This window comes from Streptomyces sp. NPDC006691 (genome assembly GCF_042869955.1).
GTDB lineage: Bacteria > Actinomycetota > Actinomycetes > Streptomycetales > Streptomycetaceae > Streptomyces.
Genome location: NZ_JBIAGW010000004.1, coordinates 391,993 through 417,563 on the forward strand (window position 1 = coordinate 391,993; position 25,571 = coordinate 417,563).

22 protein-coding genes and 3 pseudogenes are annotated in these 25,571 nt (G+C 69.0%); 10 read left to right on the forward strand and 15 right to left on the reverse strand.

The features are described 5' to 3' along the window. Positions 1-3: 3 nt before the first annotated feature. From ACFYNP_RS11910 to ACFYNP_RS11920, 3 genes and pseudogenes are all read right to left on the reverse strand, one after another. Positions 4-659, reverse strand: a pseudogene (locus tag ACFYNP_RS11910) (hypothetical protein). Between the two features lie 70 nt (positions 660-729). Next, complete coding sequence (locus ACFYNP_RS11915; protein ID WP_388784912.1) at positions 730-1,965, reverse strand: MFS transporter; 1,236 nt, start codon at positions 1,963-1,965, stop codon at positions 730-732. Positions 1,966-2,409: 444 nt separating this feature from the next. Beyond that, positions 2,410-3,621, reverse strand: a complete 1,212-nt coding sequence (locus tag ACFYNP_RS11920) for a pyridoxal phosphate-dependent aminotransferase (protein WP_388784914.1) — start codon at positions 3,619-3,621, stop codon at positions 2,410-2,412. A 113-nt stretch (positions 3,622-3,734) separates the two neighbouring features. Here ACFYNP_RS11920 and ACFYNP_RS11925 point away from each other — a divergent pair. Further along, positions 3,735-4,088: pseudogene (locus ACFYNP_RS11925) on the forward strand (winged helix-turn-helix transcriptional regulator); the annotation flags it as partial. An 842-nt stretch (positions 4,089-4,930) separates the two neighbouring features. Here the strand turns inward: ACFYNP_RS11925 and ACFYNP_RS11930 are convergent. The 4 genes and pseudogenes from ACFYNP_RS11930 to ACFYNP_RS11945 all read right to left on the reverse strand — a co-directional run. Further along, a complete protein-coding gene (locus ACFYNP_RS11930) occupies positions 4,931-5,977 on the reverse strand; it encodes a PhlD (protein WP_388784916.1) in 1,047 nt (348 codons plus the stop codon). A gap of 67 nt (positions 5,978-6,044) precedes the next feature. Continuing rightward, positions 6,045-6,878, reverse strand: a complete 834-nt coding sequence (locus ACFYNP_RS11935) for a helix-turn-helix domain-containing protein (protein WP_388410101.1) — start codon at positions 6,876-6,878, stop codon at positions 6,045-6,047. A 613-nt stretch (positions 6,879-7,491) separates the two neighbouring features. Continuing rightward, entirely contained in the window at positions 7,492-7,878 is a 387-nt protein-coding gene (locus ACFYNP_RS11940) for a hypothetical protein (protein WP_388410916.1), read from the reverse strand. A gap of 204 nt (positions 7,879-8,082) precedes the next feature. Then, positions 8,083-8,442: pseudogene (locus ACFYNP_RS11945) on the reverse strand (helix-turn-helix domain-containing protein); the annotation flags it as partial. A 17-nt stretch (positions 8,443-8,459) separates the two neighbouring features. Here ACFYNP_RS11945 and ACFYNP_RS11950 point away from each other — a divergent pair. The 3 genes from ACFYNP_RS11950 to ACFYNP_RS11960 all read left to right on the forward strand — a co-directional run bounded on the left by ACFYNP_RS11950 (position 8,460) and on the right by ACFYNP_RS11960 (position 11,534). Further along, on the forward strand, positions 8,460-9,329 hold the full coding sequence (locus ACFYNP_RS11950) for a helix-turn-helix transcriptional regulator (RefSeq protein WP_388410098.1): 870 nt from the start codon (positions 8,460-8,462) through the stop codon (positions 9,327-9,329). 63 nt (positions 9,330-9,392) lie between these two features. Beyond that, a complete protein-coding gene (locus ACFYNP_RS11955; protein WP_388784918.1) occupies positions 9,393-10,364 on the forward strand; it encodes an MBL fold metallo-hydrolase in 972 nt (323 codons plus the stop codon). 594 nt (positions 10,365-10,958) lie between these two features. Next, positions 10,959-11,534 (forward strand): dihydrofolate reductase family protein, encoded by a 576-nt coding sequence (locus tag ACFYNP_RS11960; protein ID WP_388410093.1) that lies wholly within the window; start codon positions 10,959-10,961, stop codon positions 11,532-11,534. Between the two features lie 56 nt (positions 11,535-11,590). On the opposite strand, the gene ACFYNP_RS11965 is transcribed toward ACFYNP_RS11960, so the two are convergent. Further along, positions 11,591-12,328: a hypothetical protein gene (locus ACFYNP_RS11965; RefSeq protein ID WP_388784919.1), complete on the reverse strand. Its 738-nt coding sequence runs from the start codon at positions 12,326-12,328 to the stop codon at positions 11,591-11,593. A 159-nt stretch (positions 12,329-12,487) separates the two neighbouring features. Continuing rightward, complete coding sequence (locus ACFYNP_RS11970) at positions 12,488-13,222, reverse strand: helix-turn-helix domain-containing protein (protein WP_388784921.1); 735 nt, start codon at positions 13,220-13,222, stop codon at positions 12,488-12,490. A 202-nt stretch (positions 13,223-13,424) separates the two neighbouring features. Between ACFYNP_RS11970 and ACFYNP_RS11975 the strand changes: the two genes are divergently transcribed. Next, complete coding sequence (locus ACFYNP_RS11975; protein ID WP_388784923.1) at positions 13,425-14,387, forward strand: ATP-binding cassette domain-containing protein; 963 nt, start codon at positions 13,425-13,427, stop codon at positions 14,385-14,387. Continuing rightward, positions 14,384-15,172, forward strand: coding sequence for an ABC transporter permease (locus ACFYNP_RS11980; protein ID WP_388784925.1), 789 nt, complete (start codon positions 14,384-14,386; stop codon positions 15,170-15,172). Before ACFYNP_RS11975 ends, ACFYNP_RS11980 begins: the two co-directional genes overlap by 4 nt. Before the next feature lie 60 nt (positions 15,173-15,232). On the opposite strand, the gene ACFYNP_RS11985 is transcribed toward ACFYNP_RS11980, so the two are convergent. Continuing rightward, positions 15,233-15,850 (reverse strand): hypothetical protein, encoded by a 618-nt coding sequence (locus ACFYNP_RS11985; RefSeq protein ID WP_388410080.1) that lies wholly within the window; start codon positions 15,848-15,850, stop codon positions 15,233-15,235. A gap of 86 nt (positions 15,851-15,936) precedes the next feature. Here ACFYNP_RS11985 and ACFYNP_RS11990 point away from each other — a divergent pair, with 86 nt between their 5' ends. Then, a complete protein-coding gene (locus ACFYNP_RS11990) occupies positions 15,937-16,314 on the forward strand; it encodes a class I SAM-dependent methyltransferase (RefSeq protein WP_388410077.1) in 378 nt (125 codons plus the stop codon). A 170-nt stretch (positions 16,315-16,484) separates the two neighbouring features. On the opposite strand, the gene ACFYNP_RS11995 is transcribed toward ACFYNP_RS11990, so the two are convergent. After that, the gene (locus tag ACFYNP_RS11995; RefSeq protein WP_388784927.1) at positions 16,485-17,261 is read right to left on the reverse strand and encodes a MerR family transcriptional regulator; all 777 of its coding nucleotides are present in this window, start codon (positions 17,259-17,261) and stop codon (positions 16,485-16,487) included. 429 nt (positions 17,262-17,690) lie between these two features. Here ACFYNP_RS11995 and ACFYNP_RS12000 point away from each other — a divergent pair, with 429 nt between their 5' ends. After that, a complete protein-coding gene (locus ACFYNP_RS12000) occupies positions 17,691-18,920 on the forward strand; it encodes a serine hydrolase domain-containing protein (protein ID WP_388785281.1) in 1,230 nt (409 codons plus the stop codon). A gap of 126 nt (positions 18,921-19,046) precedes the next feature. Here ACFYNP_RS12000 and ACFYNP_RS12005 read toward each other — a convergent pair whose 3' ends face one another. After that, positions 19,047-19,397, reverse strand: a complete 351-nt coding sequence (locus ACFYNP_RS12005; RefSeq protein ID WP_388784928.1) for a cupin domain-containing protein — start codon at positions 19,395-19,397, stop codon at positions 19,047-19,049. Positions 19,398-19,635: 238 nt separating this feature from the next. On the opposite strand from ACFYNP_RS12005, the gene ACFYNP_RS12010 reads away from it, so the two are divergent. Together ACFYNP_RS12010 and glgX are read left to right on the forward strand one after the other, a co-directional pair. Then, entirely contained in the window at positions 19,636-20,022 is a 387-nt protein-coding gene (locus tag ACFYNP_RS12010; protein ID WP_388784930.1) for an ATP-binding protein, read from the forward strand. A 160-nt stretch (positions 20,023-20,182) separates the two neighbouring features. Beyond that, complete coding sequence (gene glgX, locus ACFYNP_RS12015; RefSeq protein ID WP_388410066.1) at positions 20,183-22,300, forward strand: glycogen debranching protein GlgX; 2,118 nt, start codon at positions 20,183-20,185, stop codon at positions 22,298-22,300. A 282-nt stretch (positions 22,301-22,582) separates the two neighbouring features. On the opposite strand, the gene ACFYNP_RS12020 is transcribed toward glgX, so the two are convergent. From ACFYNP_RS12020 to ACFYNP_RS12030, 3 genes are read right to left on the reverse strand one after another with little or no spacing between them, the layout of a single operon-like run. After that, positions 22,583-23,251 carry a hypothetical protein gene (locus tag ACFYNP_RS12020; RefSeq protein ID WP_388784932.1) on the reverse strand — a complete coding sequence of 223 codons (669 nt, stop codon included), beginning with the start codon at positions 23,249-23,251 and terminating at the stop codon, positions 22,583-22,585. Continuing rightward, positions 23,238-24,545 carry an ABC transporter permease gene (locus tag ACFYNP_RS12025; protein WP_388784934.1) on the reverse strand — a complete coding sequence of 436 codons (1,308 nt, stop codon included), beginning with the start codon at positions 24,543-24,545 and terminating at the stop codon, positions 23,238-23,240. The genes ACFYNP_RS12020 and ACFYNP_RS12025 overlap by 14 nt, the downstream gene beginning before the upstream one ends. After that, positions 24,539-25,315, reverse strand: coding sequence for an ATP-binding cassette domain-containing protein (locus tag ACFYNP_RS12030; protein ID WP_388410059.1), 777 nt, complete (start codon positions 25,313-25,315; stop codon positions 24,539-24,541). Before ACFYNP_RS12030 ends, ACFYNP_RS12025 begins: the two co-directional genes overlap by 7 nt. Positions 25,316-25,571: the final 256 nt, after the last annotated feature.

The window sequence follows — 25,571 nt, forward strand, 5'->3', positions numbered from 1 at the left end:
CGTTCAGCGCCTGCTGTCGCCGCGGGCCAGCGGCTGGTGAGCTCCGCGATCGCCTCCGGGGACGGCTAGAAATGGCTGCGGACGTTCTCCGGCTTCTTGTGCCGGCTTTCTGTGCCGGGACTTCGCCATGAGCATCAGCAGCGACGCACCCTGTTCACCGAGGTGAGTCAGGGAGAGTGCTGGCACTCGTACAGGTCCCAGCCCGTTCCGGGCCCGCGCACCGCGGGGTTTTCGTCCAGCAGCGGGCGGGCCTGCCCGTACGAGAGGCGGGTCAGCCCGGTATCTGGGCAGACGTCGCCCGGGCTGACGACCTTGCCAGGCCCCGGGCGGCGGTGGGTGACAAACACCGGCCCGCGGGTACGGCCCTTGCGGAGCCGGGGCAGCAGCCGGGCCAGGCCAGCACTCCCGCCCGACGGGAGTTCCACGTGTTCACCGCCGCGGTGCCCCACAGCAGTTCCAGGGCCTCGCCGATCTCGTCGTCCGCGACCAACGCCAGTGACCGGGCCTCGCCGAGCCGTTCGGCGGTCTTGCCGACCCCGATCCCATGGCTCCGGATCGTGTCCGGGTGGCCGAGCGAGTCGAGAGACACGTCCGCCGCCGCGGACGATCAGCGCCTTCCCGGCCGACAGCTGTACGACGGTGGGGACCGCTTCTCCCATGGCTATGGGCATGGGCAGGGAAACGGCGCTCCGGCCGCAGGGGCGGGCCGCCGGGTGCGGTTGGGCTGGCTCATACGTTGTTCGCGTCAACGTCCGCGCCGATGCGGACGGGTCGGGCGCGGAGCACAAGGGGCCGGGTGAAGACGGTGATGCCGACGGAGACGGCCGCCACGGCCGTGATGGCCACGCCGGGGGTGAGGTACTGGGCGGCGCCGCCGGCGATCGCGGCCCCGAGGCCCTGCCATGTCATCCGGCCGGCCGACTCGACGCCCTGGACCTGGCCGCGTACCGGGTCGGGGGTCAGTGCGAGAAGCTGCTCCTGGAGTGGCAGGGTGGCGGCGAACCCGGCGCCGGCGACGAACACCGCGACCGCCGCCATCAGTAGGGGCGGGTGGACGGTGAACAGCAGGTACGGCACGGCGAGCAGCAGGCGCAGCGCGAACGCGCAGCGGCGCCGCTGCGCGGCGGTGAGCAGTCGTCCGACGGTGAGGTCGCCGAGGAGCATGCCTGCCGATCCAGCGGCCAGCAGAGTGCCGGCGTGATGCGGGGCGTACGAGATGAACAGTGCCTCGCAGCCGACGATCAGGCCGTTCGGGACCCACAGGTTGAGCAGTAGGGCGCGTTGCCCGGAGTGGGAGAAGAGGGCGATGTTGGTGCTCCAGGTCTGACGCGGCCCGGGGCGACGGGTCAGACGGATCGAGTGTTCCCGGACGGTGGCCGCCACGATGAGCAGGGCGACTCCGGTCAGGGCCGTCGCGATGGTGAAGACCTCCTGTGGACTCAGGTACCGCAGTAGCACGGCGCCGATGGCGTAGCCGAGGACGGCCATGCCGCCCGAGGTGATGTTCAGCAGCGAACGTGCCAGTGCGTAGGCGGAGTTGGGCACCACTTCGGCGAGCAGGCCCATCCGGGTTCCGGTCCCGAGCGACTGGAAGAACCCCAGGATGAGGAGCAGGCCGAAGCGGACGGGGAGCGGAAGGCTTGGAATCGCTTGTGCGGCGAGGCCCAGGAGCGAGACGCACTGGAGCGCCACGAGGGTTCGGCGCGGCCGGTTTCCGTCCGCGACCGACATCAGTGTCAAGGCGCCGAGTACCGTCGCGAACGCGGCGCCGTACATGCTCACGGCTGTCAGGAACGGGGACCGGGTCTGGTGGCTGACCAGGGTGCCGAGGGCGAAGCCCGACAGGGTGCTCGCGGCGACCGTCAGGGTGAAGCTGGAGTACAGCCCGGCGAACTCGCGGTTGCGGAGCAGGTCGCGGTAGCCGGTGGTGGGAAGGGAGATAGGGGCAGGTGTGGCAGAAGGCATGAAAAAAGCCTCCGCACGCACCTAGTTGGGGCGCCGAAGGCGAACGAGTGCATTCTAGCAGCTGGCCCGTCCCAGCCGCAGACCTCTCGTCGGATCTTCGGTGCTGGTGATGCGCAGTGGCCTCTCCAGCACATCGCTGATGGGGCGTCACGTTGCTTGAAGGTGTGTGGAGTTGGAAACTCTCACGATCGTCCGTGTGGTGATCGTGCAGAGCGAGCGTGCCACATTCGCGGGTGGGGTCGAGCGGTCCGGGCCGGCTCGACCTTTTCCCCCGGCCGCGGGTCGAGCGCCCGGCGACCCGCCGGACGACGGTCAGGCGCGACGCCCCCCCGCATGCCCCCCTTGCGAGGCCCGTAATGCCGCGCCCCGGCAGACCTGGGGGCGGAGCGGCGGCATCAAGGGGGGCCGCTGGTGCGGCCCGCGGCCGGGGTGTTCGCCGACGTGCTACTGGCGATAGGTGGCGAGGAAACGGCCGATACGGCTGATCGCGGTCTCCAGGTCGCTGGTGCGGGGGAGTGTGACGAAGCGGAAGTGGTCCGGGTGGGGCCAGTTGAAGCCGGTGCCCTGCACGATGTGGATCTTCTCGCGCAGCAACAGGTCCAGGACGAAACGCTCATCGTCGACGATCTTGTGCACCGCGGGGTCGAGCTTGGCGAAGGCGTACAGCGCACCCTTGGGTTTGACGCAGCTCACGCCCGGGATGTCGTTCAGAGCTCGCCAGGCTATGTCGCGCTGCTCGGTGAGTCTGCCCGTGGGCAGGGTGAGGTCGTGGATCGACTGGTGGCCGCCGAGCGCGGCCTGGACCGCGTACTGCGCCGGCACGTTAGGGCACAGCCGCATTCCGGCCAGCATGGACAGGCCTTCGAGGTAGTCCCTGGCCTGCCCCTTGGGGCCGGAGACGACCAGCCAGCCACTGCGGAATCCGGCCACCCGGTACGCCTTGGACAGGCCGTTGAACGTCAGGGTCAGCACGTCGTCGGCGAGCGCGGCCAGGCAGTGGTGCTCGGCGTCGTCGTAGAGGATCTTGTCGTAGATCTCGTCCGCGAGCACCATGAGCCCGTGCCGCCGGGCGAGTTCGAGGATTCCTTCCAGGAGTTCCTTCGAATAGACCGCGCCGGTGGGGTTGTTGGGGTTGATGACGACGATGGCCCTGGTGCGCTCGGTGATCTTCGCGGCGATGTCGTCCAGGTCCGGGTACCAGTCCGCCTCCTCGTCACACATGTAGTGCACGGCACGGCCACCGGCGAGGCGGACCACCGCTGTCCACAGCGGGAAGTCGGGGGCGGGCACCAGCACTTCGTCACCGTCGTCGACCAGCGCCTGAACGGCCATCTGGATCAACTCGGAGGCGCCGTTGCCGAGGTAGACGTCATCGACCGCCACACCCGCGACACCGCGCTGCTGGTAGTACTGCACCACCGCGCGCCGGGCGGGCAGAATGCCCCGCGCGTCGCTGTAGCCGTGGGCCTGGGGCAGGTTGCGGATGATGTCCTGGAGGATCTCCTCCGGCGCCTCGAAGCCGAACGGTGCGGGGTTGCCCGTGTTCAGCCGCAGGACGCTGTGCCCGGCCTCCTCAAGGGCGTTGGCCTGGTCGACCACGGGGCCCCGGATCTCGTAGCACACGTCCTTCAGCTTGCTGGACTGCCGAAACTCCATCAGTGGCCTCCCGACCGTCACTGTCACTGGCTATGTCATCCGCACCCTCGCGATTACTTTGTTCTACCAAGTGCCGACTTGGAAAGTCCAACCCCTCGGTTATGCTGTCCGTCATGCCACACCGGAGCTACGACCAGTACTGCGCGGTCGCCCGTGCCCTGGACGCGGTGGGGGAGCGCTGGAGCCTCCTGATCATCCGTGAGCTGCTGCACGGGCCGCGGCGCTACACCGACCTGCACGCCGACCTGCCGGGCGTCTCCACCGACGTCCTGGCCGCACGCCTCAAGCAACTCCAGGGCGACGGTCTGGTCGAGCGGCGCCAACTGGAGCGTCCTGCCAGCGGGATGGTGTACGCGCTCACCCCGCGCGGGCTGGCGCTGCGCGAGGTCGTCGAAGCCCTGGCGGTCTGGGGCCGCGATTCCCTGGGCGATCCCAGACCGACGGATGCCGTACGACGGCACTGGTTCACCGAGGGGGGACGCCTGCCGGCGTCACCTGGGTCCTGACGTCCCGTCAGTTGGTTGAGGCCGGCGGCCTCCATGTCAAGTCTGAGATGGAGGCCGCCCCGAGTGGGGGCCGTCCCCGGGGGAACGGCGACCGCCCCCGCAGCCGTGCTGTCCGGCATGGCCGCACGACTGCGCACGTGGGCCAGCGTGGGAGTGCCCTCGGTGCCTGTCCGACGCCCCCGGTGCACCCGGCGCGTCGACTCCCGTACTTCATCGCGCCGTGGGGCGAACGGCAAGGTGGGCGGTCGTGAAGACCAGCCTTGTCTCGATGCGCGGAATGAAACCCGGCGGCCGTTCCACTCACCGAAATGACCCACCGGTCTGACGGTCGGGTGGCAAGCGGATGCCGCCGCCAAGAGGTCGGCGGCGGCATCCGGAATCGAGTCCAGCATCGCGAGGCGTGCTGCTCGACCGCGCACGTCCATCGGGCACGACAAGTGCCCCGCGTGCTGGTGCGGCGCTCCCCCGTGTGTCCCCCCGACGCGCCGACAAGAAGTACTTCACCCCGTGGCACGGCTGCACGGCAAGTCGGGACCGCACGGCACAGTCCATATTTCAGGGGGCGAAATCGGCTGAGGCGGCTGTTCCATTGACTGGAACTGGACAGGGGAGCCGGGCGCCCGTCCCCGGCGGGGCGGGCCGGCACGCGCAACGCGGAGTCAGTCGGCCCGGGCCCTGGCGGTGAGCGCGGCTGCCGACGAGGCTTCGGCGCAGGTGGCGCCCCGCCTCTCACGGGAGCTCCGGCTCCAACGGGTGCTCTCCCCTTACCGGACCTCCCCCTTACTGGGACGGCCGCACGCCCGTCAGTTGAGCCAGGTCCCGCGGCAGGCCACACCGAAGAACCCGGGGCCGAACGCCACCATGAGCGCCCCGTCTCCGGAGGCCGGGGGTTCGCGGTGGGTCCGCCGGAGGACATCGAGTACGGCCGCGCCTCCCAGATTTCCGTTCTCCGCAAGGCTGTTGCGTGAATGCCTGGCCGCCTCCGGCTCCAGGCCGAGGCTCGCGGACACCGTGTCGATGATTCCCGGAGCGCCCGGATGGATGACGGGAACGGTGGGGCGCCAGGGTCCGAGCCAGTCGACCAACGGGCCCATGACCTCTCCTGCGGCTTTCGGCGCTTCCTTGGAGCTGTCGAAATGCAGCCCGGTGCTGTCCAAGCGCCCGCTGTAGCGGTCGATGCTGTCGGGCAGCAGGTACTGCCAGGAATCCTCGATGCGCAGGCCCGGGCCCAGGGGAGTGTCCGACACGATGCAGGCGGCGGCGGAATCGCCGAACAGCGCCTTGTAGACCATGGATTCGACGCTGGCGTCCGCGTGGTTGTAGACGCTGCTGATGACTTCTGAGACCACGACGAGGACTTTCGCCCCGCGGGGCAGCGCTGCCGCTGTCTGAGCGGCCCCGATCAACGACTGGGTGCCGCCGGCGCAGGCCAGTGTGGTGTGGGATTGATGGCGCGTCGAAGGCTTCATGCCGAGCGATCCGATGAGGCGGATGTCCAGCTGGGGGACGGCCCACGAGGTGGAGTGGCTGGTCACCACGGCGTCGATGTCCGTGGCTTTGAGCCCGTTGTCGTCGAGTGCCTGGCGTGCCGCGCGTTCGGCCATCGACAGGGCGTCGGTGAAGGCTGCGACGACACGTGCTTCCAGGCCGGCCGTACCCGAGACGACGTCCGAGGCCAAGGGGCGGGTGAAGTGCCGGCTGCTCACGGTCGTGTTCTCGATGGTGCGCCGCAGGGCCCGCAGGCGGGGATGGTCGGGGTGGTGTGCTGCGATGTCGTGAATGATCTCGTCGGTGCTGATCCGGTGTTCGGGGAGGAAGACGGCGGGGCGTGATACGTAGCTGGGGCGCATGTAGTTCCCGAGTGTCGTAGTCCGATTCGGCCGGGCAGCTGCATGGAAATGAGCGTTGTATGCAGCGTTACATGCCAGCTTCTGGCTTGGGCCGTGGTAGCGGATTGCCCAGCCGTGACTCGGACGAGAGACGCAGGATGATCAGTCGCGCCCCTGGGCTGCCCACGGGTTCGGCAGCGCACACCGTGACCCAGGACGGGCCGTGTTCGGGGTGCAGCAGGGGTCGTTCATCGCCGTCGAGCGTCACGAAACGGTCCGGGACCGACTTGTAGAGCGGGCCGACCACGGGATCTGCCAGTACGTCCTTCTCGATCGTCCGGAGGATCTCGTCGTCCGGGCGCGACGCCAGGGCCGCCCGCAACTGGGGGATGACCAGCGGGGCCCAGGCGGTTTCCCAATTGGTGAGGATCCTGTGGGCGTCCGGATGGAGAAGCATCCACCGCATGGTGTTCTGCGGAGGCGCCTGGTCGGGGAACAGCCGCTTCCAGACGTCGTTCCCGCCGAGGACTTCCCAGCTCTCGTTGTTGATGTACGCCATGTCGCTGAAATGGGGCAGGACGTTGAGCCACACGTCGGAGACCGTCTGTCCTGAGGTCGGGTGCAGCGGGTGGGGGGCTTCGGTGCCGGTCGCGTAGCGCCACAGGGCGTCCCACTCGTGCTCGTTCATGCCCAGCAGCCGGGCCACGTCCTGGAGCAGGTCGGCGGGTGGGTTGGCATAGCGGCCGGACTCAAGGCGCTGGTAGACCCCGTCGGCCCGGTTGAGGAGACGCTCGATCTGACTCTGCGTCAGGCCGGGTGCCCGACGGCCCTGGCGGGCGGATGGGCGGGGGAGACCCATGTCCTCCGGGCGGATCTCGGCCCGCCTCTGTTCCAGCAAGTTCTTGAGTGCAGCCTTGTCCACGGGGTGCCTGCCCTCCTAGCAGATCGACGGCAAGTGATCAATACCCTTTAACCGGTGGGTATTTCAGTGGAAAAATCGTCCGACCCTCTTGGCGGCCATTATTCACGGCTCGATCCGGGGTGCGCTGCCCGAGGCGGAACGCAGCCGGGCGGAACATTGCCCAGGGCTCCTCGGCCCTGTCGTCCCTGTGGAGGGTTCCCCTCCGGTCTGGCGGCGGTCCGCTCCCGTCGGGGGCCGCCTGCGACGCGCTGGCCGTGGTCCTGGCGGACAGGCCGAGGGCCACGCTCCCGGCCCGGGCCGTTGATGGGGCAGCGGCCTCAAAGGGGCAGTCTCGGAGGAGCAGTCTCGGAGGGGCAGCGTCGGGGTGCATGGCGACCCGGGTGCGCCGAAGTGGAGCTTCATCGCGGCCACGGAGGCTGCCGTCGGCGATAAGAGCTGAACGGGACGAAAAGCGCGCGCACCAGAGGACGGAAAGTGCGCGCACGAAAGATGGAGAAGCGCGCGCACCAGAGGTGGAGAGGGCGCGCGCCCTCTCCACCTCTGGTGTCGGTACCTCTGGTATCGGTTGAGTCCGCGGCCTGCCTCGCGCCGATCGGGGCCGGATCGCGGTCCGTCAGCCGGCTCGACGGGCTCCCGAGCGGGTCAGGTGGCCGCTCAGCGCGGCAGCGGTGTCCATGGTGGCGGCGACGTACCGGGCGCGGGTGGCTTCCCTTCGCATCTGGGCCTCGACGGTGAGCAGAGCCACCGACCCGGCCACCGCCGAGCCGTACCAGAAGGGGGCTGCGATCATGACGCGGCCCGGCAGCGGAGAAGGCCCCACCGCATGCCCCTCCTGGCGGATCCGTGAAACGTCGCTCCTGGTGCCGGTCGCGGTGCCGAGGCAGGCAAGGATCGCGAGTCCCGCGGCGTCCGCTTCGAGCGGCGCCGACTCAAGGGCCCGCAGCGTCCTCTGCGGTGCCGTCAGCAATTCCTCGCCGTGCGCACCGTATACCCGCTCCACGCAGTTCCTCTGCGGAGTGCCGATCAAATGGGGACGGTAAACGAATACGATCTGACCCGTCCTCGACTGTAGGGTGACCAGTTCAGCCTTCACCGCAGGTGAGGGGGCATCAGCCGACGGATATGGGTCGGCCGCGTGAGTAAAGGGGGCACGGTGCAGGGCGTCGACCAGCGTGTACGCGGCGCGCGGCCCCCGCTGTACGACCGCACCGTCGCGAACCAGGGCCCGAAGATATCGGTGAGCAGTGGCGGCGGGAAGGTCGGCCGCCTCGGCGATCGCGGCCAACGGCTGTTCAGCGGGACCGAGCCGACTCAGCGCACGGAGCACCGCCATGGTGCGGCCCACGGCGCCGACGGTACGGTCGGGTGCTGTGACGGCAGGGTGCAGCAACGCGAACTCCCCCTCGCGGTAAGGGACCAGTGCGTCTCCCACAACGCACGTTCGGTCCAGGGGTCGAGTGTTCCCGGACAAGATCCCGTTCACCAGGCTCTGAATTTTCAGATCCGCGAATTTCAGGAAAGGGAGCTTCCGGTAATTCGCCGCGGCCGACCGCGGCGAGAGCATCGGGGAGGGGATACAGCATGAACAACAGGGGTGCTCTGCAGCAGTTGTTGCAGTGGAAGCGCGCTCAGATAGACCCGTCGGAGCTCGGCATACCCAAGCGGACCGGTCGGGGCCGTCGTTCGCCCGGGCTCTCGCAGGCGCAGGTGGCCCAGGCTCTCTTCGTGACGGAACGCACTTACGGCCTCCTGGAGCGAGGCGAGATGACGGCGCCCAGTCGGGAGTTCCTCGACGCCGTGGCCCGGGTGCTGCGCATGGCGGAGCGCGAGCGTGCCGCGCTCTACATCTATGCGCTGGGTTACGAACCGCCCATTCCCATGGACCCCGCGGCGGGCAAGAACGTGGGGCCGGCGTGGCAGAAGGCCGTCAACCAGGTGTCCGGCCAGCCCTGTTACATCAATGACGTCGCGTGGAACGTCCTGGCGGCCAACCAGGACTTCATCTCGATGTTCCCCCAGGACGAGGGCCAGCCCCCGCGCCTGCCGGAACGGAACCTGATGCGCTGGATGCTGCTCCGCGAGGACGCGCGCGAACACCATCTGGTCGACTGGGAAAAGCAATGGGCCGTGCCGGTGGCGGCGCAACTGCGCACCGCTGTGGCCTCCTATCCCGACAACGAAGACCTCCAGCGGCTCGACCACGAGGTCAACGAAGATCCGGTGGCGGGCCCGATCTATCGCCACAGCGTCGCCTACGTCCATCCCGACGGCGACACCCGCACCATGCGCCACGCGGCCTACGTGGTCCCGCCGAACAGCCCCGACACCAGGGACAGGTGCTGCGACCGGCATGCCCCCTCGCAGCGCGGCAACGTCACCATGTGCGCCGCGCAGCCGCTCCTCAGCCCGGGCGCGCGGTTCTTCTTCCTGGTTTTCGACCCCAAGCCCTGACGGCGGGGCTCCGCGAGGCGGCAACTTTCGCCGGACCCCCCACCGGGACCACAATGCATTCCCATGACACGTGTTTCTGAACTGCACCAGATTGCCCCCGGGACACATGCGTGGCGGCCCGGCCAGGACGGGGGATGGGGCCTCGCCAACTGCGGCCTGATCGCCTCTCAGGGGGAGACGTTGGTGATCGATACGCCTTACACCCCGGCCCTGACCGACGAGTTCCTCGACGCCGCTCGCGCAGCGGTCGGCCACACAGCGCTGAACCGGGTCGCCGTCACCCATGCCAACGGTGACCACACCTGGGGCCTGCAACAACTCCCCGACGCCGAGATCGTCGCCACCCAAGCCGCGCTGGAACACCAGTGCCTTGAGCCGACGCCTCGGCAACTCGCCGCACTGAGCCGTGACAGCGACCCGGAGCAGCCTCTCGGCTGGTACTTCCGGCAGCACTTCGGGCAGTTCGACTTCTCGGGCATACGAGTCATTCCTCCGACCACCACCTTCACCGGTCGGCACGACATCCAGGTCGGCGCCATACCCGTCGAGCTGATCGAGGTGGGGCCCGCCCATACGGTGGGTGACCTGATCGTGCATCTGCCCGAACAGCGCGTGGTGTTCGCGGGTGACATCGTCTTCGCCGGCGACCACCCCTGCCACTGGGCCGGCCCCATCGCGCGGGTCTCGGACGCCTGCGCACGGATCCTGGCACTCGACCCGGAGTGGATCGTTCCGGGCCATGGCCCGCTCATGAACGTCGACGCCCTGCGGACGCACCAGGCATATCTCGACGACCTCGCCGGCCAGGCGCACATGTTGCATGCCCAGGGGCGGACCGCGGTCGACGCCGTACGCATTCTGCTCAAGGAAGGGCGCTATCCGGGGCTGGGGCTTCCCGAGCGGCTCGCGATCACCTTGGGCACGGAATTCCGCCACCTGAGCCGGGACTCCTCGGCTCCCGACCTGGTCGCGCTGGTGGACAAGGCCGCTCGCGTCGCATGGGACCTCGCGTCGGCCGACGCTCCGACGCCGTGAAGCCCCATATCGCGTGCGGCTCGCATGGCGCGAGGCCCCGTAGGGCGTGTGGCGCCACGCGCCTTACGGGCCACACGCAACGGATTGACTCGTCCCGCCGTTCCAGTGAGCGGAACGGCGGAGGTGCCCTCGTTCCAATCATTGAAATATGAACTTGCTTCATCCGGGCGCGTGTTGACCTGCGGTGCGCACCGCGATGAAGTGGCGCGGACGGGCGGTGCCGTTCAGCTACGGGGACGCCGTCCGGGCACCGAGGGCACTCCCACGCCCGATGACGTGCATGGTCGAGCAGTATGCGTTGCGTGCTGGGCTCGATTCCGGATGCCGTCGCCGGCCCCCTGGCGGCGGCATCCGCTCAGCCGGGCGCAGCCCACCGCGGGATCCAGCATGTCGTGGAGACTGCGGCCCGCTTCCTTGGCGGGCTCACTTTGCGCGGGCGTGGCGATGAGTTTCGGAGGCGTCCGGGGTCTATGTGTAGGACGGTCGGGGCCTGTGTGAAGGGCGGTCGGTGAAACGCGCCTGGCTCCGGGCGCCGTCCGCCCGTGTTCATGCCTTCGTGTTCAGGCCACCGCCCAACGATCCGAGGAGTACGCCATGGCCGCCACCTACACCTTCGACGTCTTTTGCAGTCTTGACGGCTTCGGCGCGGCCAGCGCCAACTGGAGCGGATACTGGGGCAAACAGGGCCCCGAGTTGCTGGACCGCCGCGCCGAGCTGTACGGAACGGAGCGTCGGATGGTCTTCGGCGCAAACACGTACCGGGCCTTCGCGGAGATGCTGGCCGAGAGTGACGAACAGTCCGATGTACGTGATGAGTGGGTCACCCGGATGCGGAACATGCCGACGACCGTGGTGTCGACGACGCTGCGAGCCCCCCTCGACTGGCCGGACGCCACCGTCGTGAGCGGGGACGCCGTCGATGTGGTGACCCGGCTCAAGGAGCAATCCGCAGTGCCGTTGCGTTCGCACGGGAGCCTGTCCATGAACCGGGCCCTGATGGCCGCCGGCCTGGTCGACTTCGTGCAGGTGACGCTCTTTCCCGTCATCACCGGTCGGACCGGTCTGGACCCGATCTTCCAGGGCGCGGCCGACTTCGACCTGGAGCTGGTGGAGAACCGGACGCTCGACGGTCACATCCAGGAGCTGATCTACCGGCCCACGCTCCACTGATCCGCCCCATGGGGCGTGCCTGCCCGACACGCCCGGCGGGGTGCCGCAGCCGCCGTTCAGCGGCGGTCGGCGCCGAAGGTCTCGCTCTCGCGCAGCACCACCAGCGCGAAGGCGAGGCGCTTGTCCAAGCGGCTGTCCCGCACGACGAAGTACCACTTCGGGAATTGGGTGGGCCGCGGAAGGGTCAGCACCGCTTCCCCGAGCTCCCCTTCCGAGCCGTCCGTCTCCACTGCCCACACGACCGGCTTGGGGGTGGCGCCGCTGTCGGAGCCCCCGTCGTCCCCGAACGACACCAGGGAGTCCAGAACGCGCTCCGCGGCGTGGCCCATTCCCCGTTCCATGGCGGCCCGTATGCCACCTCTTGCCCAGGTGTGGCGGGCGACTACGGCCGGGTGCCCCGCAGGCTCCAGCCACAAGCCCTGGTGGGTGAGGCGCCTGCTGAGCGACGTACGGCGGACCGAGCCGAGCTCTTGGCCGTCGGTGCCCGTCACTCGGTAGCGATCGGAGCCGTCCGGGAGCACACTGCACAGGAGGTGCCGGCCGCCCTCGTCCTCGAAGAGACGGAAGCCCGCCTTGGAAAGGGAGGCGTCGCCTTCGGCGGGGACGATGTAGAGGCCGGGCACCAAGTACTGGTTGCCGCCGCGGGCCCTGGGGAACCGGATCGCATGCGGGCCGGCGCCCCGCTTCGACTTGCGGAGTGTGTACCGCATGGCCCGGCCGACGGTGAACTGAGTCATCTCGGTCCAGTGCATCGGCTCGAAGGGCTCGACCGTCTTGTCTCTTCCGAATGCCATCCGCTCTACTCCCGGCTCGCCCGGCTCCCCCGCCGGAGGCACCAGCGTACGAGGGCGGCCGGCGGCCGTGGCAGTCGGCCCTCAGCTGCCCCGGGGGCCCGTCCGGCCGGCCCGCGCGAACTGCCCTGAGGCGCGCACGAACCGACCGATGTGACCGGCTCAGTCGGTTTCGGATGCCCTTCGGGGGGCGGTGGAGTAGATCTTGTGCCAGTGCTCGGCCGAGCGGACCAGGTCGTCGACGACGTGGCGGAGGAACTGGCTCGTGCTCTCCAGCCGAGCGCCGGCGGGGGTGGCGGGGCCGAGTCTTTGGGCTCCAGTCATGCACGTCTCGGCGATCTGGGTTTGGTTGCGCACGCTGGCCATGATGGATGTGAACACGACGTCGTCGTCGATGACATAGCGTTCGGCGCGGCTGTGCGGGTCGCGTTCGCGTTTGACGAGCGCCTGGGTTTCCAGGTATCCGATGGCCTTGGAGATGGAGGCGGGGCTGACGTGCAGGCGCTGCACGAGTTCCGCGGAGGTGAGGCTGCCACTGTCGGTGGTGAAGAGTACGGCGAGCACCTTGGCCATCATCGGCGGGAGCCCGGCCTGAACCATCAGTTCAGCGCTCTGCGCACCCACCTCGTCCACGAGCCGTGGATCACGCCCGCCCAGGTCGACGCTTCCCCGTGAGGTTGTCGGCGCGGTGGTCCTGCCCTGTCGCACGTGTCGTGTGCCGGCTTGGTGGGCCGCTTCGGCGTGGTAGCCGCGCGGCCCGCCGTTGCGCACCACCTCGCGGGTGATGGTCGAGGTCGGCCGTCCGATCCGGCGGCCGATGGCGGCGTAGGTCAGCCGCTCGCGCAGTCCTGCGGCGATCTGCCGCCGGTCCTGGAGGGTCAGTCGGTCACCAGGCATCGGGCGTCCTCCGTCATTGGCGTCGGTGCCAGTTTAATGCAACGCAACCCGTTGCATTAGTAGGCACCCCTCATGCAACGATTTATCTCATCTACCTGCGCATACTCCGTCGCTTCGCATGATGCTGATTGACGCTTTGATGTATGCAACGTAAGTTTTTCATTACTGTGAAGGTTCAGAGCTTATCGACGGAAGTGACACCATGCCTACCGATCTCGATCACCCCGCGCTCTTGGCGACCGCGGTACGCAAGGCCTACGGCGACCACGTAGTGCTGAACGGCATCGATCTGGACATCCCCGCAGGTTCGGTCTTCGCGCTCCTTGGTCCGAACGGCGCGGGCAAGACCACGATGGTGCAGATCCTGTCCACGCTCATCCGCGCCGATGCCGGGGAGATGCGGGTCGCCGGCCACGACGTGGTCCGTGATCCGGACGCGGTTCGTGCCGCGATCGGCGTCACCGGCCAGTTCTCCGCGATTGACGGCTTCCTCACCGGCGAGGAGAACCTGCTGCTGATGGCCGATCTGCACCACCTGCCCCGGAGGGAAAGGCGGCAGTGCGTCACCGAACTGCTGGCGCGATTCGATCTGATGGACGCGGCCCGCAAGCCCGCGGTGACGTACTCCGGCGGGATGCGCCGCCGGCTGGACCTCGCGATGACCCTGGTCGGCCGACCGCGAGTGATCTTCCTCGACGAGCCGACCACCGGGCTGGACCCGCGCAGCAGGCGGACCATGTGGGAGATCATTCGCGGGCTGGTGACCGACGAAGGCGTCACGATCTTCCTCACCACGCAGTACCTCGAAGAGGCCGACCAACTCGCCGACAGGATCGCGGTGTTGCACCAGGGAAAGCTCGTCGCCCAGGGCACGGCAGAGGATCTCAAGCAGCAGGTCGGCGGCGGCCACATCACCCTGCGGTTCGCCGACGCACACGGCCACGCACACGCGGCCCGGACCCTGGACGTGGTGTCCCGCAACGATGAAGCACTCACTCTTCAGGTCGCCGGCCGGGGCGACGTGCGGTCGCTGCGCGCACTCCTTGACTGGCTCGACCGCGACTCGCTGACCGTGGATGAACTCCAGATCCACACCCCCGACCTCGACGATGTCTTCTTCGCACTGACGGGCAACCCCGTCACGGAACAGGAGCCCGCCCGATGAGCACCGCCGGCCACGCCCTCACCGACTCGGCGACCATGCTGCGTCGCCAACTGCGGCACATGCTGCGCTACCCGACGCTCACCCTCACCACCGCCGGGGTCCCGGTCGTCTTCCTGCTGTTGTTCGTCTACGTCCTCGGAGGCATTCTCGGCAGCGGCCTCGGCGGGCCGGGCGGCCGGGACACCTACGTGAACTACGTCGTCCCCGGAGTCATCCTGATGACCGCGGCCACCGCTGCCCAGGGCACCGCGATCTCGGTGGCCATCGACATGACCGAGGGCATCGTCGCCCGATTCCGCACCATGGCCATCGCCCGGGTCTCGGTGCTCACCGGCCACGTGCTGGGCAGCCTGACCCAGACCCTGCTGAGCATGACCATCGTCACCGGCATCGCCCTGCTGGTGGGCTTCGAGCCCACCGCGGACTTCGGTGAATGGCTCGGCGCGATCGGCGTGCTCGTGCTGATCATCTTCGCCCTCACCTGGCTGTCGGTCGCGCTGGCCCTCATGGCCAAGAGCGTCGCGGCCGCGAGCAACATGCTGACGCCACTGATGATCCTGCCGATGATGGGCAGCGGATTCGTCCCTACCGACTCGATGCCCGCCGGGCTCAGATGGTTCGCCGACTACCAGCCGTTCACCCCGTTCATCGAGACCCTGCGCGGGCTGCTCATGGGTACCCCGATCGGCAACAACGCGATTCTCGCCGTCGGATGGTGCGCCCTGATCGCCCTCGGCGGCTACCTGTGGGCCAAGAAGCTCTACAACCGCGAACCCACCCGGTGAGCAGAGCAGTTGCCGGGGTTTGGGGTACTCGGTCGGCCGAGGCGAGCGTCGACAACCCGGCTACTCGCTCAACCCCACGACTCCCCACCCACGCTGCGCGGCCGCCGCAAGCACGTGGCTCCATTCCTCCAACAGGCTTACGAACGCGTCGAATCGGCCCACCCAGCCGTCCGCGACCGCGGCATGGCGCTCGAATGCCTCCCGCAACCCGCCCATCGCGGGCCGTGCTTCCTCCCACAACGTGGCCAGGCCGCGAACGCTTTCCGGCGTGCGGGCCACGAGCATGCCGTAGGAGATCCTGGGATCCTCGCTGAAGAAGCCCGGGTCGACGTGCTCGGCCTCACCATCCAGCCCCTGCCAGATCAGCCCGAGCAGCAGGGCGTCAAGACTCGTACGCAGCGACGGGTCGGCACGGTCGCGGACTTGTTCCCACCGCTGTCCGGCCCAGAAGTGTGCTTTGAACGAGCCGAGGGTGTCCCGGAATTCGTACACGGCGAAATGGCCGCCGTCGGGTCCTCGCGGCCACTCCCAGTCGCCATTGACTCCTGGCCGGTCGTGGTTCCACAGGCCCGTCTCGTCCGCGTACCAGGCGTCCCGCAGTCGGGACAGGCGCTCCGGCCGGGGTGCGTCCCTCAACCACTTCCAGTCGACGATCATGACGGTGATGTCCAACCCCATGGGAGCGAAGATTACTGCGCGGACCGGCGGCCGTTGACGCCCGCCCGGGCTTCAGGCCGTCGGGCACGGCTCGGTAATCTCTACAAGTGATCGATCCGAAGCCCCTTGCCAGTACCGCCGGCTACGGCGAAGCCGCCACTGTGCTCGTCGAGCAGTACGAGAGCGTCACCTTCGATGACGTCCACCGCGACGTACTGCACCTGTTCCCCTCGCGACCCGGGAGGATCCTGGACATCGGCGCGGGCAGCGGCCGCGATGCCGCCGCGCTGGCCGGTCAGGGGCACGTGGTCGTCGCCGCCGAGCCCACCGGGGAGCTTCGCACGCTCGGGCAGCGGATCCATGCCGGCCGGGACATCGAGTGGGTCGACGACTCGCTGCCGGAGATAGCTATGTGGGCCTGGAACGGGACACCCCTGTCGACTGATGAGGTCCCGGAAGGACGAGTGCTCACCCCGGGCCGATGACGAGTGCCCGTGCCGATACGAAGGCACGGCTGCAACTCCCTTCATGCGAGCGTCAGTTCAGACACTGCGAACCTGCTCCTCTGACCCACTCCGCGGACCCACTCCTCTGACCCACTCCGCGAACCCGCCCGCGTTGGCAGCGACCACTTGTGCTCACGACTGCGGGGCCGTCACCGGCCGGGGACGGCCACACCTGCCGCGCGCAGCTTCGCCTCGACCAGCGCGTTGATGCGGGCCATGGAGGGTGCCTGCTCCTCCCGATGGTGATCGACCAGCGCGTAACGGGCGGCTGCTTCCGACTGGCTCCGGCCGGCGGTGGGCAGCGTCAGGAGCGTAGGGTCCGCAAGCAGCCTCTCGGCCATCGCGGACGCCAGCTGCTCGATCCGCGGGTCCTGCGGATTCCATGAACCGGCTTCCAGGCAATGCTTCGTCAGCTCGACGAGTTCGGGATCGTCGAGTGAGTGGTCAAGTCGAGTGAGGAAGCCCTCGAAGAACTCCGGAACCAGCGCCCTGGTCAGGATCAGAGCCTCCCGCTGAGCGGCCACGTAATCGGGCTCGAAGCCGAGCCCGGCGAGTCGGCCGAGGACCGCGCAGGCCCGGTCGGGGAGCAGGGCACGGTCGCCCTGCGCCAGTCGGTGCAGTGTGTCGCGCCGGGCGATCAGCTCCTCCACCTGCGCGGTGAGCCGACGGTGGACGTCGTCCAGGGCGGCAGCGAACCGTTCGGGCCCGGCGTCGAGCAACTCACCGACCTCGGCAAGCGGTACGCCCGCCCCCGCCAGGGTCCGCACCTGGACCAGCCGCAGGAGTTCGGCCGAGCCGTAACGGCGGTAGCCGGAACTGTCCCGCTCGGGCTCCGCGACCAGACCGAGTCGGTGATAGTGCCGCACGGTCTTGATGGTGATGCCGACGTATCCCGCCGCCTGCCCGATCGTGAGTCCGCGTGACATCGCCTCAACACACCTTCATTTCCTGGGTGATTACGGACACTCGACCCGTGTTGACACCGGCCCGGAAGCCTTCGGGTGGGCCAGGGGCCGGCATCCCAAGCGCGAGGGTAGCGCGCTGCGGGAGCGGGAGCGGGAGCGGGAGCCGAGGCCGGAGCCGGACCGGAGTCGGACCGGAGCCGATTCTCCGGCTCCCCGACGGCCCCGCGATCGCCCGCGGTTGCCCGCGGCCCCTGACGTCGCTCGGCGGTACTGGACGGTACTCGGCGTCGCTCGGTGACCGAGATGAGATTGACCTTGACCTCGGGGCAGGGTGCACGCTCACCGCATGGCCACCTCGAAGGAGGCCCGGCCGTCTCCTCTCAGCGGAGGCGGCCACGGCATCGCGTGTGAACGCATGCATACGACAGACGAGGGATCAGGACATTCATGATGAGCGAGACCAACAGCGGTTTCTCCGAAGCAGGGCTGCGCAGACTGCGCGAGGTGCTGGAGCGGCACGTCGAGTCCCAGCGGATTCCCGGACTTGTCGCCCTGGTCGGCCGAGGCGACCGGACGCACGTCGAAGCGATCGGGACCATGCGCCACGACAGTGGACCGCCGATGCGCAGGGACACGATCTTCCGGATGGCGTCCACCACGAAGCCGGTCACCACGGCGGCGGCCATGGTCCTGCTCGACGAGTGCAGGCTGCGGCTGGACGAGCCGGTGGACCCGTGGCTGCCCGAACTCGCCGACCGCCGCGTACTCAAGCGACCGGACGGGCCGCTCGACGACACGGTGCCTGCCCGGCGGCCGATCACCGTACGGGACCTGCTGACCTCGGCGTTCGGACTCGGCGTGGATTTCGAGCTGCTGGACTCACCGATCAGGGCCGCGACGTTCGAGCGGACCGACTACAGCGTGGTGTCCGGGCCGGCGCCCGAGCCGGACGAGTGGATGCGCCGCCTCGGCGAACTGCCGCTCTCGTACCAGCCCGGCGAGCGGTGGCAGTACGACCTGAGCAATGAAGTACTCGGAGTCCTCGTGGCCAGGGTCACGGGCCGTCCGTTGGAAGCGTTCCTGCGTGAACGTATCCTGGACCCGCTGGGAATGCGGGACACCGCCTTTCACGTACCCGCTGACAAGATCGATCGGCTGCCGCCCCTGTACGGGCCTGACCCGCAGTCCGGGGAGTTCCTCGTGTGGGACGAGGCGGAGGGCGGAAGGAGCAGCCGGCCGCCGGCGTTCCAGTGTGCCGGCGGTGGACTGGTCTCCACCGTCGACGACTACCACGCCTACTTCCGGATGCTGCTCAACCACGGCATGCACGGCGGCGAACGGATCCTGTCCCGGCCCGCTGTAGAGCTGATGACCACCAACCGCCTCACCCCCGCACAGCAGGCAGCCCGGGACACCATGTACCGCAACATCGCCCACCTCACCGTCGGCCAAGGCCAGCACGGTGGCTGGGGCTTCGGGATGGCGGTACGCACCCGGCGCGGGGACCACGCCCCGATCGGCCAGTTCGGCTGGGACGGCGGAACCGGTACCACGGCCTACGCGGATCCGGGCAATCAGCTCACTGGAGTCCTGCTCACCCAGGTCGGGATGTCCACCCCGGACTCGGCGCGGCTCATCCACGACTTCTGGGCCACGCTCTACCAAGCCATCGACGGATGACGGATGACGGATGACGGATGACGACGGGTGACCGGCATTGCAAGGCCGGCGACCGGCGGCGTACGAGTGGGGGCCGAGGCCGCCGAGTGCGGTGTGGCAGGCCCACACCGGGGCGTGCGTTACGGGTCAGGGCGCGTCCAGGGTGAAGAGGTCGAGGGCCGCACCTTCGAGAGCCAGGGCGGTGAGGCCGGTGGAGGTGCCCGAGGCGTGTTCCTCGCCGGGTTCCCAGCGGACACCGTCGCCGGCTGAGACGTGGATACGGCGCCCGTCCGGGCCGGCCACCCAGCCTTCGCCGGCGATGACCAGGAAGAGCTGGCTCACCGGCGCGGGGTGGCTGCCAATGGTGCCGGCGGGCTCAATGGTCAGGCAGGTCAGGTGGACGGCCCCCGTCCCGGCGGCGACGGAGGACGCGGTGGACCCCACACTGCCGAAGCGATCGATGACCCTTTCCGCACGGTCGAAGCGGAAGATTTCCACGAAGGGCTCCTCACAAGATCCAAAGGCCTAGATCGTACGGGCAGGTATTCGGCCTGCCGCATCGGCCGATAGGTGGAGATGCGACGCCGCTGCCGGAAGCCTATGGACCCCGGCAATGGTGACCTCTGCCGCGCCTGCCGGGGGCGCCCAGCGGGGAGGCTGGGATGGGGCGGCAGAACCGTGCCGCTCACATTCCGTCGCCCTTTGCGGAAGGGCCTGCGTTCCGAGGGAGAGCACCATGCACCAGCGCGTCTGCACCACGGCCGAGGCGCCGGAGACCGCCCGGGCCCGTGCGCAGGTCGTCGACGCCATCCGGCGGACGGCCCCCGCCACCTCCGAGGAACGTGTCGCCGACGCGCTCCTCGTCGTGACCGAGCTGATCACGAACGCGCTGCGGCACGGTGAAGGGTTGTCGGCCTGCAAGCAGGAGGTGCAGAACGGACGCCTGTTTCTCCATGTCGCGGACCGCAGCGACAGTCTCCCCAGGATCCCCAGCCGGTCCGACTGCCAGCCGGTCGAGGGCGGCTATGGCTGGTCCATCGTGCAGACCCTCGCCGACAGGGTCTCTCTCAGGTCTCTGCCCTCTGGCGGCAAAGAGATCTGTGCTGTTCTGAGCCTTGCCTGAACGGCTCTACTCCACGAGTCCACCTCCGGGTGTCACCGTTTCGGTGTCGACGGATGCAGTCGCCTGACGTCTGGCGGAGGGGAGCGGAGGGGAGAAGTAACCGATCGACGTGCGGTCGCGTCGGAATCCGTGGTCGGGGCTGTCGTGCTTTGATGCGCGGATGGAGACGTGGCCTGGTCGTCCTTATCCGCTCGGTGCCGTCCACGACGGCGCCGGAACCAATTTCGCTCTCTTCTCCGAGGTCGCCGAACGGGTGGAACTCTGCCTGTTCGACGAGGCGGGCGAGGAGCGGCGCGTGACACTCACCGACGTGGACGGCGCGGTGTGGCACGCCTATCTGCCGGGGGTGGGTCCCGGGCAGCGGTACGGCTACCGGGTGCACGGCCCGTTCCGGCCCGATGAGGGGCAGCGCTGCGACCCCGCCAAGCTGTTGCTCGACCCGTACGCCACGGCTGTGGACGGGCAGCTCGACGGCGACCCCTCGCTGCTCAGCACCGATCCGGAGAAGCCCGGAACGCTCAACACCCTGGACAGCGCCGGGCACGGGATGTTCGGCGTGGTCACGGACCGGGACTTCGACTGGGAGGGGGACCGGCGGCCGGACCACCCCTACCACCAGTCGGTGATCTACGAGGCACATGTACGTGGTCTGACGATGCGTCACCCCGGGGTCCCGGAGAAGCTGCGCGGCACGTACGCCGGCCTGGCACATCCCGAGGTGATCGACCATCTCAAGGAACTGGGCGTCACCGCGGTCGAGTTGATGCCGGTGCACCAGTTCACCCAGGACGGGTTCCTCGTCGACCGCGGCCTCTCCAACTACTGGGGCTACAACACCATCGGATTCTTCGCGCCGCACAACGGCTACGCGGCCGGCGGCACCCGGGGCCAGCAGGTCGCCGAGTTCAAGGAGATGGTGAAGGCGCTGCACGCCGCCGGGATCGAGGTGATCCTGGACGTGGTGTTCAACCACACGGCGGAGGGCAACGAGCAGGGTCCGACACTGTCGTTCCGGGGCATCGACAACGCCGCGTACTACCGTCTCGTCGACGACGACCCGGCGCACTACTTCGACACCACCGGCACCGGCAACTCCCTGCTGATGCGGCACCCCAACGTGCTGCAACTCATCATGGACTCGCTGCGGTACTGGGTGACCGAGATGCGCGTCGACGGCTTCCGGTTCGACCTGGCGGCCACCCTGGCACGGCAGTTCCACGAGGTGGACCGCCTCTCCGCCTTTTTCGACCTGGTGCAGCAGGACCCCGTGATCAGCCGGGTCAAACTGATCGCAGAACCCTGGGACGTCGGGGACGGCGGCTACCAGGTGGGCAACTTCCCCGCACTCTGGTCGGAGTGGAACGGCCACTACCGGGACACCGTGCGCGGCTTCTGGCGGGGCGAGGACAACACCCTCGCCGACTTCGCGTCCCGCCTCACCGGCTCCTCCGACCTCTACCAGCACGATCGGCGACGGCCCCGCGCAAGCGTCAACTTCGTTGTGGCGCACGACGGTTTCACGCTGCGCGACCTCGTCAGCTACGACGGCAAGCACAACGAGGCCAACGGCGAGGACAACCGGGACGGCGCCGACGACAACCGGTCCTGGAACTGCGGCGTCGAGGGCGAGAGCGATGACCCGGGCGTCCGCGAGCTGCGCCTGCGCCAGCAGCGCAACCTGATCGCGACCCTCCTCCTCTCGCAGGGCGTGCCGATGCTCGCGCACGGCGACGAGCTGGGACGCACCCAGGGCGGCAACAACAACGCCTACTGCCAGGACAACGAAACCTCCTGGGTGGACTGGGAGTTGGACGACGAACGCCGCGAACTGCTCGACTTCGCCCGGCGCGCGGTCGCCCTGCGCCACGCCCACCCGGGGCTGCGCCGCCGGCACTTCCCCGTCGGGCCCACCCCCGACACCCCACCGGAGCAGGCCGAGTTGGTGTGGCTGCGCCCCGACGCGTGCGAGATGGGTGACGCGGACTGGGAGCGCGGCGACGCACACGCCCTCGCGGTGTACCTGTGCGCCGATCGGCCGATGGAACGCGACACGCAGGGCCGACCGCTCCCGGACGACACGTTCCTGCTCCTGTTCAACAGCAGTACGGACCCGGTCGAATTCCGTCTGCCCCCGGCCGCGTACGGCGAGAAGTGGCACGTCGCGCTGGACACCGCCAGGCCGTCGGCGGACGAGGAGGAGACGGTGTTCGGGCCGGACGCCGAATTCCCGTTGGAGGCGCACTCCCTCCGGGTCCTGCGCCGCGACCGCCGGGAGTGAACGGGGCGGCCCTGCGGGCGGGCGACGGTCGCGGATACCTGTGCCCCGCCCGCGGGGCGGCTTTTCCATAGTGGTACGGGAGTGGTACGGGCGGCCTTGACGACCACCAGCTTGCGCCTAGGGCTGCCCGGATTTACCGCCCTGGACGATCCGCGCGGCTGAATCAGCACTCACCCTGCCGTCCGCCCTGAGGTGACCCGTGAGATCGGCTGATCGCTCACGGCGGGAGCAAACCGTGCGTGAAGCGAGCCGTACGCGCCGGGCCGGGCTCACCGTCTTGGTTCAGACCGTGGGCCCACCTCGTCGCTGTGCATCCGCGGAGCCACTTTTTCCGCGCAGGATGCCTGTCCTGAACAGGAGGCCCCTCATCCGCCAGGGAGTCGCGGCGATCGTAGTGATTCCGGTCAGCAGCGCGAGGGCGGCCAGAGCCCAACTGAAGGCATCAGAGGGTGAAGTGGCCGTCCAGTCCCACCAGTTGGAGGGATACCAGACCAGGAGGAGGGCGGAGGCCAGGGGGACGGCCCAGCCGAGTCGTTGTCCCAGCAGCCGGACCGAGAGCAGGGCCAGGCCGAGCCAGATGAGCACCGAGCGTACGAAGACGGCGCCGGCCTCCGGCCCTACGGCCAGCGCCTCCGTGGTGAAGGAGAAGGCGCAGACCACCAGGGACAGTGCGGTGTGGTAGACGGCGCGCACCCGGTGCATGCCGACTGCTCCCATCGCGTCGTGCGCCGACATCGCGCCGTCGAGCGCGGCCGTGAGGAAGACGGCCGAGAGGAGCGGAAGCTCTTGACGGTAGGGCACCCCCGTGGTGACACCGCCACTGCCGAGGGAGGGAAGGGCGATGGGCGTCCCGCCGAAGAGCGCCGACAGGAGGGCGACCACTGCCGTTGCGGCGAGAACCTCCCCGCCCCGGTGGACCCGGGCGTAGCGGAGCAGATCAGCGAGGTTCACGGGGCTCGCACCAGGAAGGGTCGCGAAGAAGCTGGGCGTGCTCCCGCGCGACCCACTTCTCTTGCTCGGCCGATGACATCCGTGCGGCGCCGGTCGCCTCGCGCCGGGCGTCGGAGACCTCTTCGGCGTGAACCCCCTGGTCGGCGCTGGCCGGGTCCTCGCCCATGGACCGGTATTCGAGCCAGAGGTGGATGCTGTCGATCGCCTGCCATGCCCGGGTCTCTCCCTGAGGCGGCCGGCACTTGCCGAACGAGGCAGTGAACACCTCGTGTGCCATGGCGATCGCGGCAGTGCGTACGTGCCCTTCGGTGATGTCGAACCCCCGGTCGCCCAGCAGGGTCCGGTGCAGCCCGAACTCATCGAATCCGGCGGGTGCTTCGACGCTCGGCTGTGCCGTCGCCGTCTGGCCGAGGCGCTGTGCCATACGGGTCAGATCGGGCAGGTACTTTCGGTGTTCGGGCCAGACGCATACGCGCGGGGCGGTCTCGTCGGCGCGGTCGCACAGCGGTGTGACCGCCGACGCCGGACGCTGCACGCTCAGTTCGCCGGCGGCCGAAACCGCGGGGACGGCGATCAGGCAGCACATCGCGGAGACGACAGCGACACCCAGGACGTGCCGAGGCACCCTCCTACCGGGCATGTGGTCCGCCGAACTTCTCCGCCTCGGCGGCGCCGTCACCGCCAGCGCAGCGAACGCGAGGGCCCACAGCAGACGAAGAGCGACCGGCAGCGGGCGAAGATGAGTGTCGGGCGGCCCCACCAGGACGTCGAACTGGAACGGCAGGGCCAGCATGCTGATGAAGCAGCCCAGCGCGCACACGACGGGCGTGAACCCGGCCGAAGGCCACCAGCGCCCGGCCAGATGTCCCACGGACGCGAAGATGATCAGCGTCGATGCCCCGAGCAGCAGGTACGACGGCCACAGGAAGCCCGGACCCGCGTCGCTGAACGAGACCGCTGCGGCGACGAGACATCCGGTGCCGTAGGCGAGGAACCCGAGCGTGAGGGTCGCGGCCAGTCGCACGGCCTCTATCCGCCAGCCGGGCCGGGCCGCGCCCAGCAGGAACTCGGGCATCTTCGCCCGGGAGGACCGGCCCGCCTGCCAGGCGGAGACACCTGCCAGAACCGAGCCCAGGAACATCGTGACGACCTGCGCGGCCACGCTCGCCTCGGGCCACACGCCGATCCAGTACCGCGACCGTCCGAAGAGCACCACCAGATCCACGGCGATCATCACCGGGAAGGCGGTCAGCAGGGGCGAGCGTCTGAGCTCGATGCGGTATGCGTTCAGCATGCGGCTTCCTCGGCCGGACCACGGCTGTTCAGGACGGTCATGTAGCCGCGCTCCAGCGGGCTGTCGCCCGGGGCCGTGGGCGCGGACAGCTGCGCCAACTGCCGCGGCGTACCGCTGTGGACGACGCTGCCCCCGCTCAGCACGAGGACGCTGTCGCAGGCGGCGCCCACGTCCTCGACGAGATGGGTACTGAGCACCACGGCGGCCCCCGCACGGGCGAGGGAGCGGATGAGCTCACGGAAGTCGAGGCGCTGCGCGGGGTCCAGGCCGACCGTGGGCTCGTCGAGCAGCAGCAGCGACGGAGAACCCACGATCGCCGCGGCGATCCCGGCCCGGCGGAGCATGCCACCGGACAGGGACTTCATCCGGTCGCGGGCCCGGTCGGCCAACCCGACCGCCGCCAGCGCCTCTTTGCTGGCGGAGTCGGCCTGCTTCGACGGGACCTCGCGCAACCAGGCGCAGTAGCGGACGAAGTCCGTGAGGGAGAACGCCGGGAAGTAGCCGAAGTCCTGCGGCAGATAGCCGATGCGCCGACGGACCTGCCGGGCGGCCCGTTCGCTGGTGACGGGCCTCCCGAAGAGCTCCACCACCCCGGCCTGGGGTGGTGAGATCGTGGCGAGAGTACGGAACAGGGTGGTCTTGCCCGCTCCGTTGGGGCCGAGCAGACCGGTGACACCCGGCTCTATGGACAGGTCGAGGCCGTCGATGACCTTGCGGCCCCCGTACCCCTGGGTGAGCGCCGTCAGACGAGCGACGGCATGGGTCGTCATAAAGAGGTTCCCCCGAAGTGGCTTGCTGGTCCGCCCTTTATAGCGGGCGCGGGACAGCGCTGGCGAACCATCGGCGTGCGGGGCCACCGTGCCGTCGGCCAACTGGACAGTGCTGCGGCGGGACCAGCAACTGGGTTACTACGGTGGTGTGTTGGGCCGGAGTCGCACGACCCGGAAGGACTCGTGGTGGTCCGATCCGAGCTCTGCGGGGGTGCCGTCGGCGGAAGGCAAACGTGTCGACATGCTCCATCGGCGT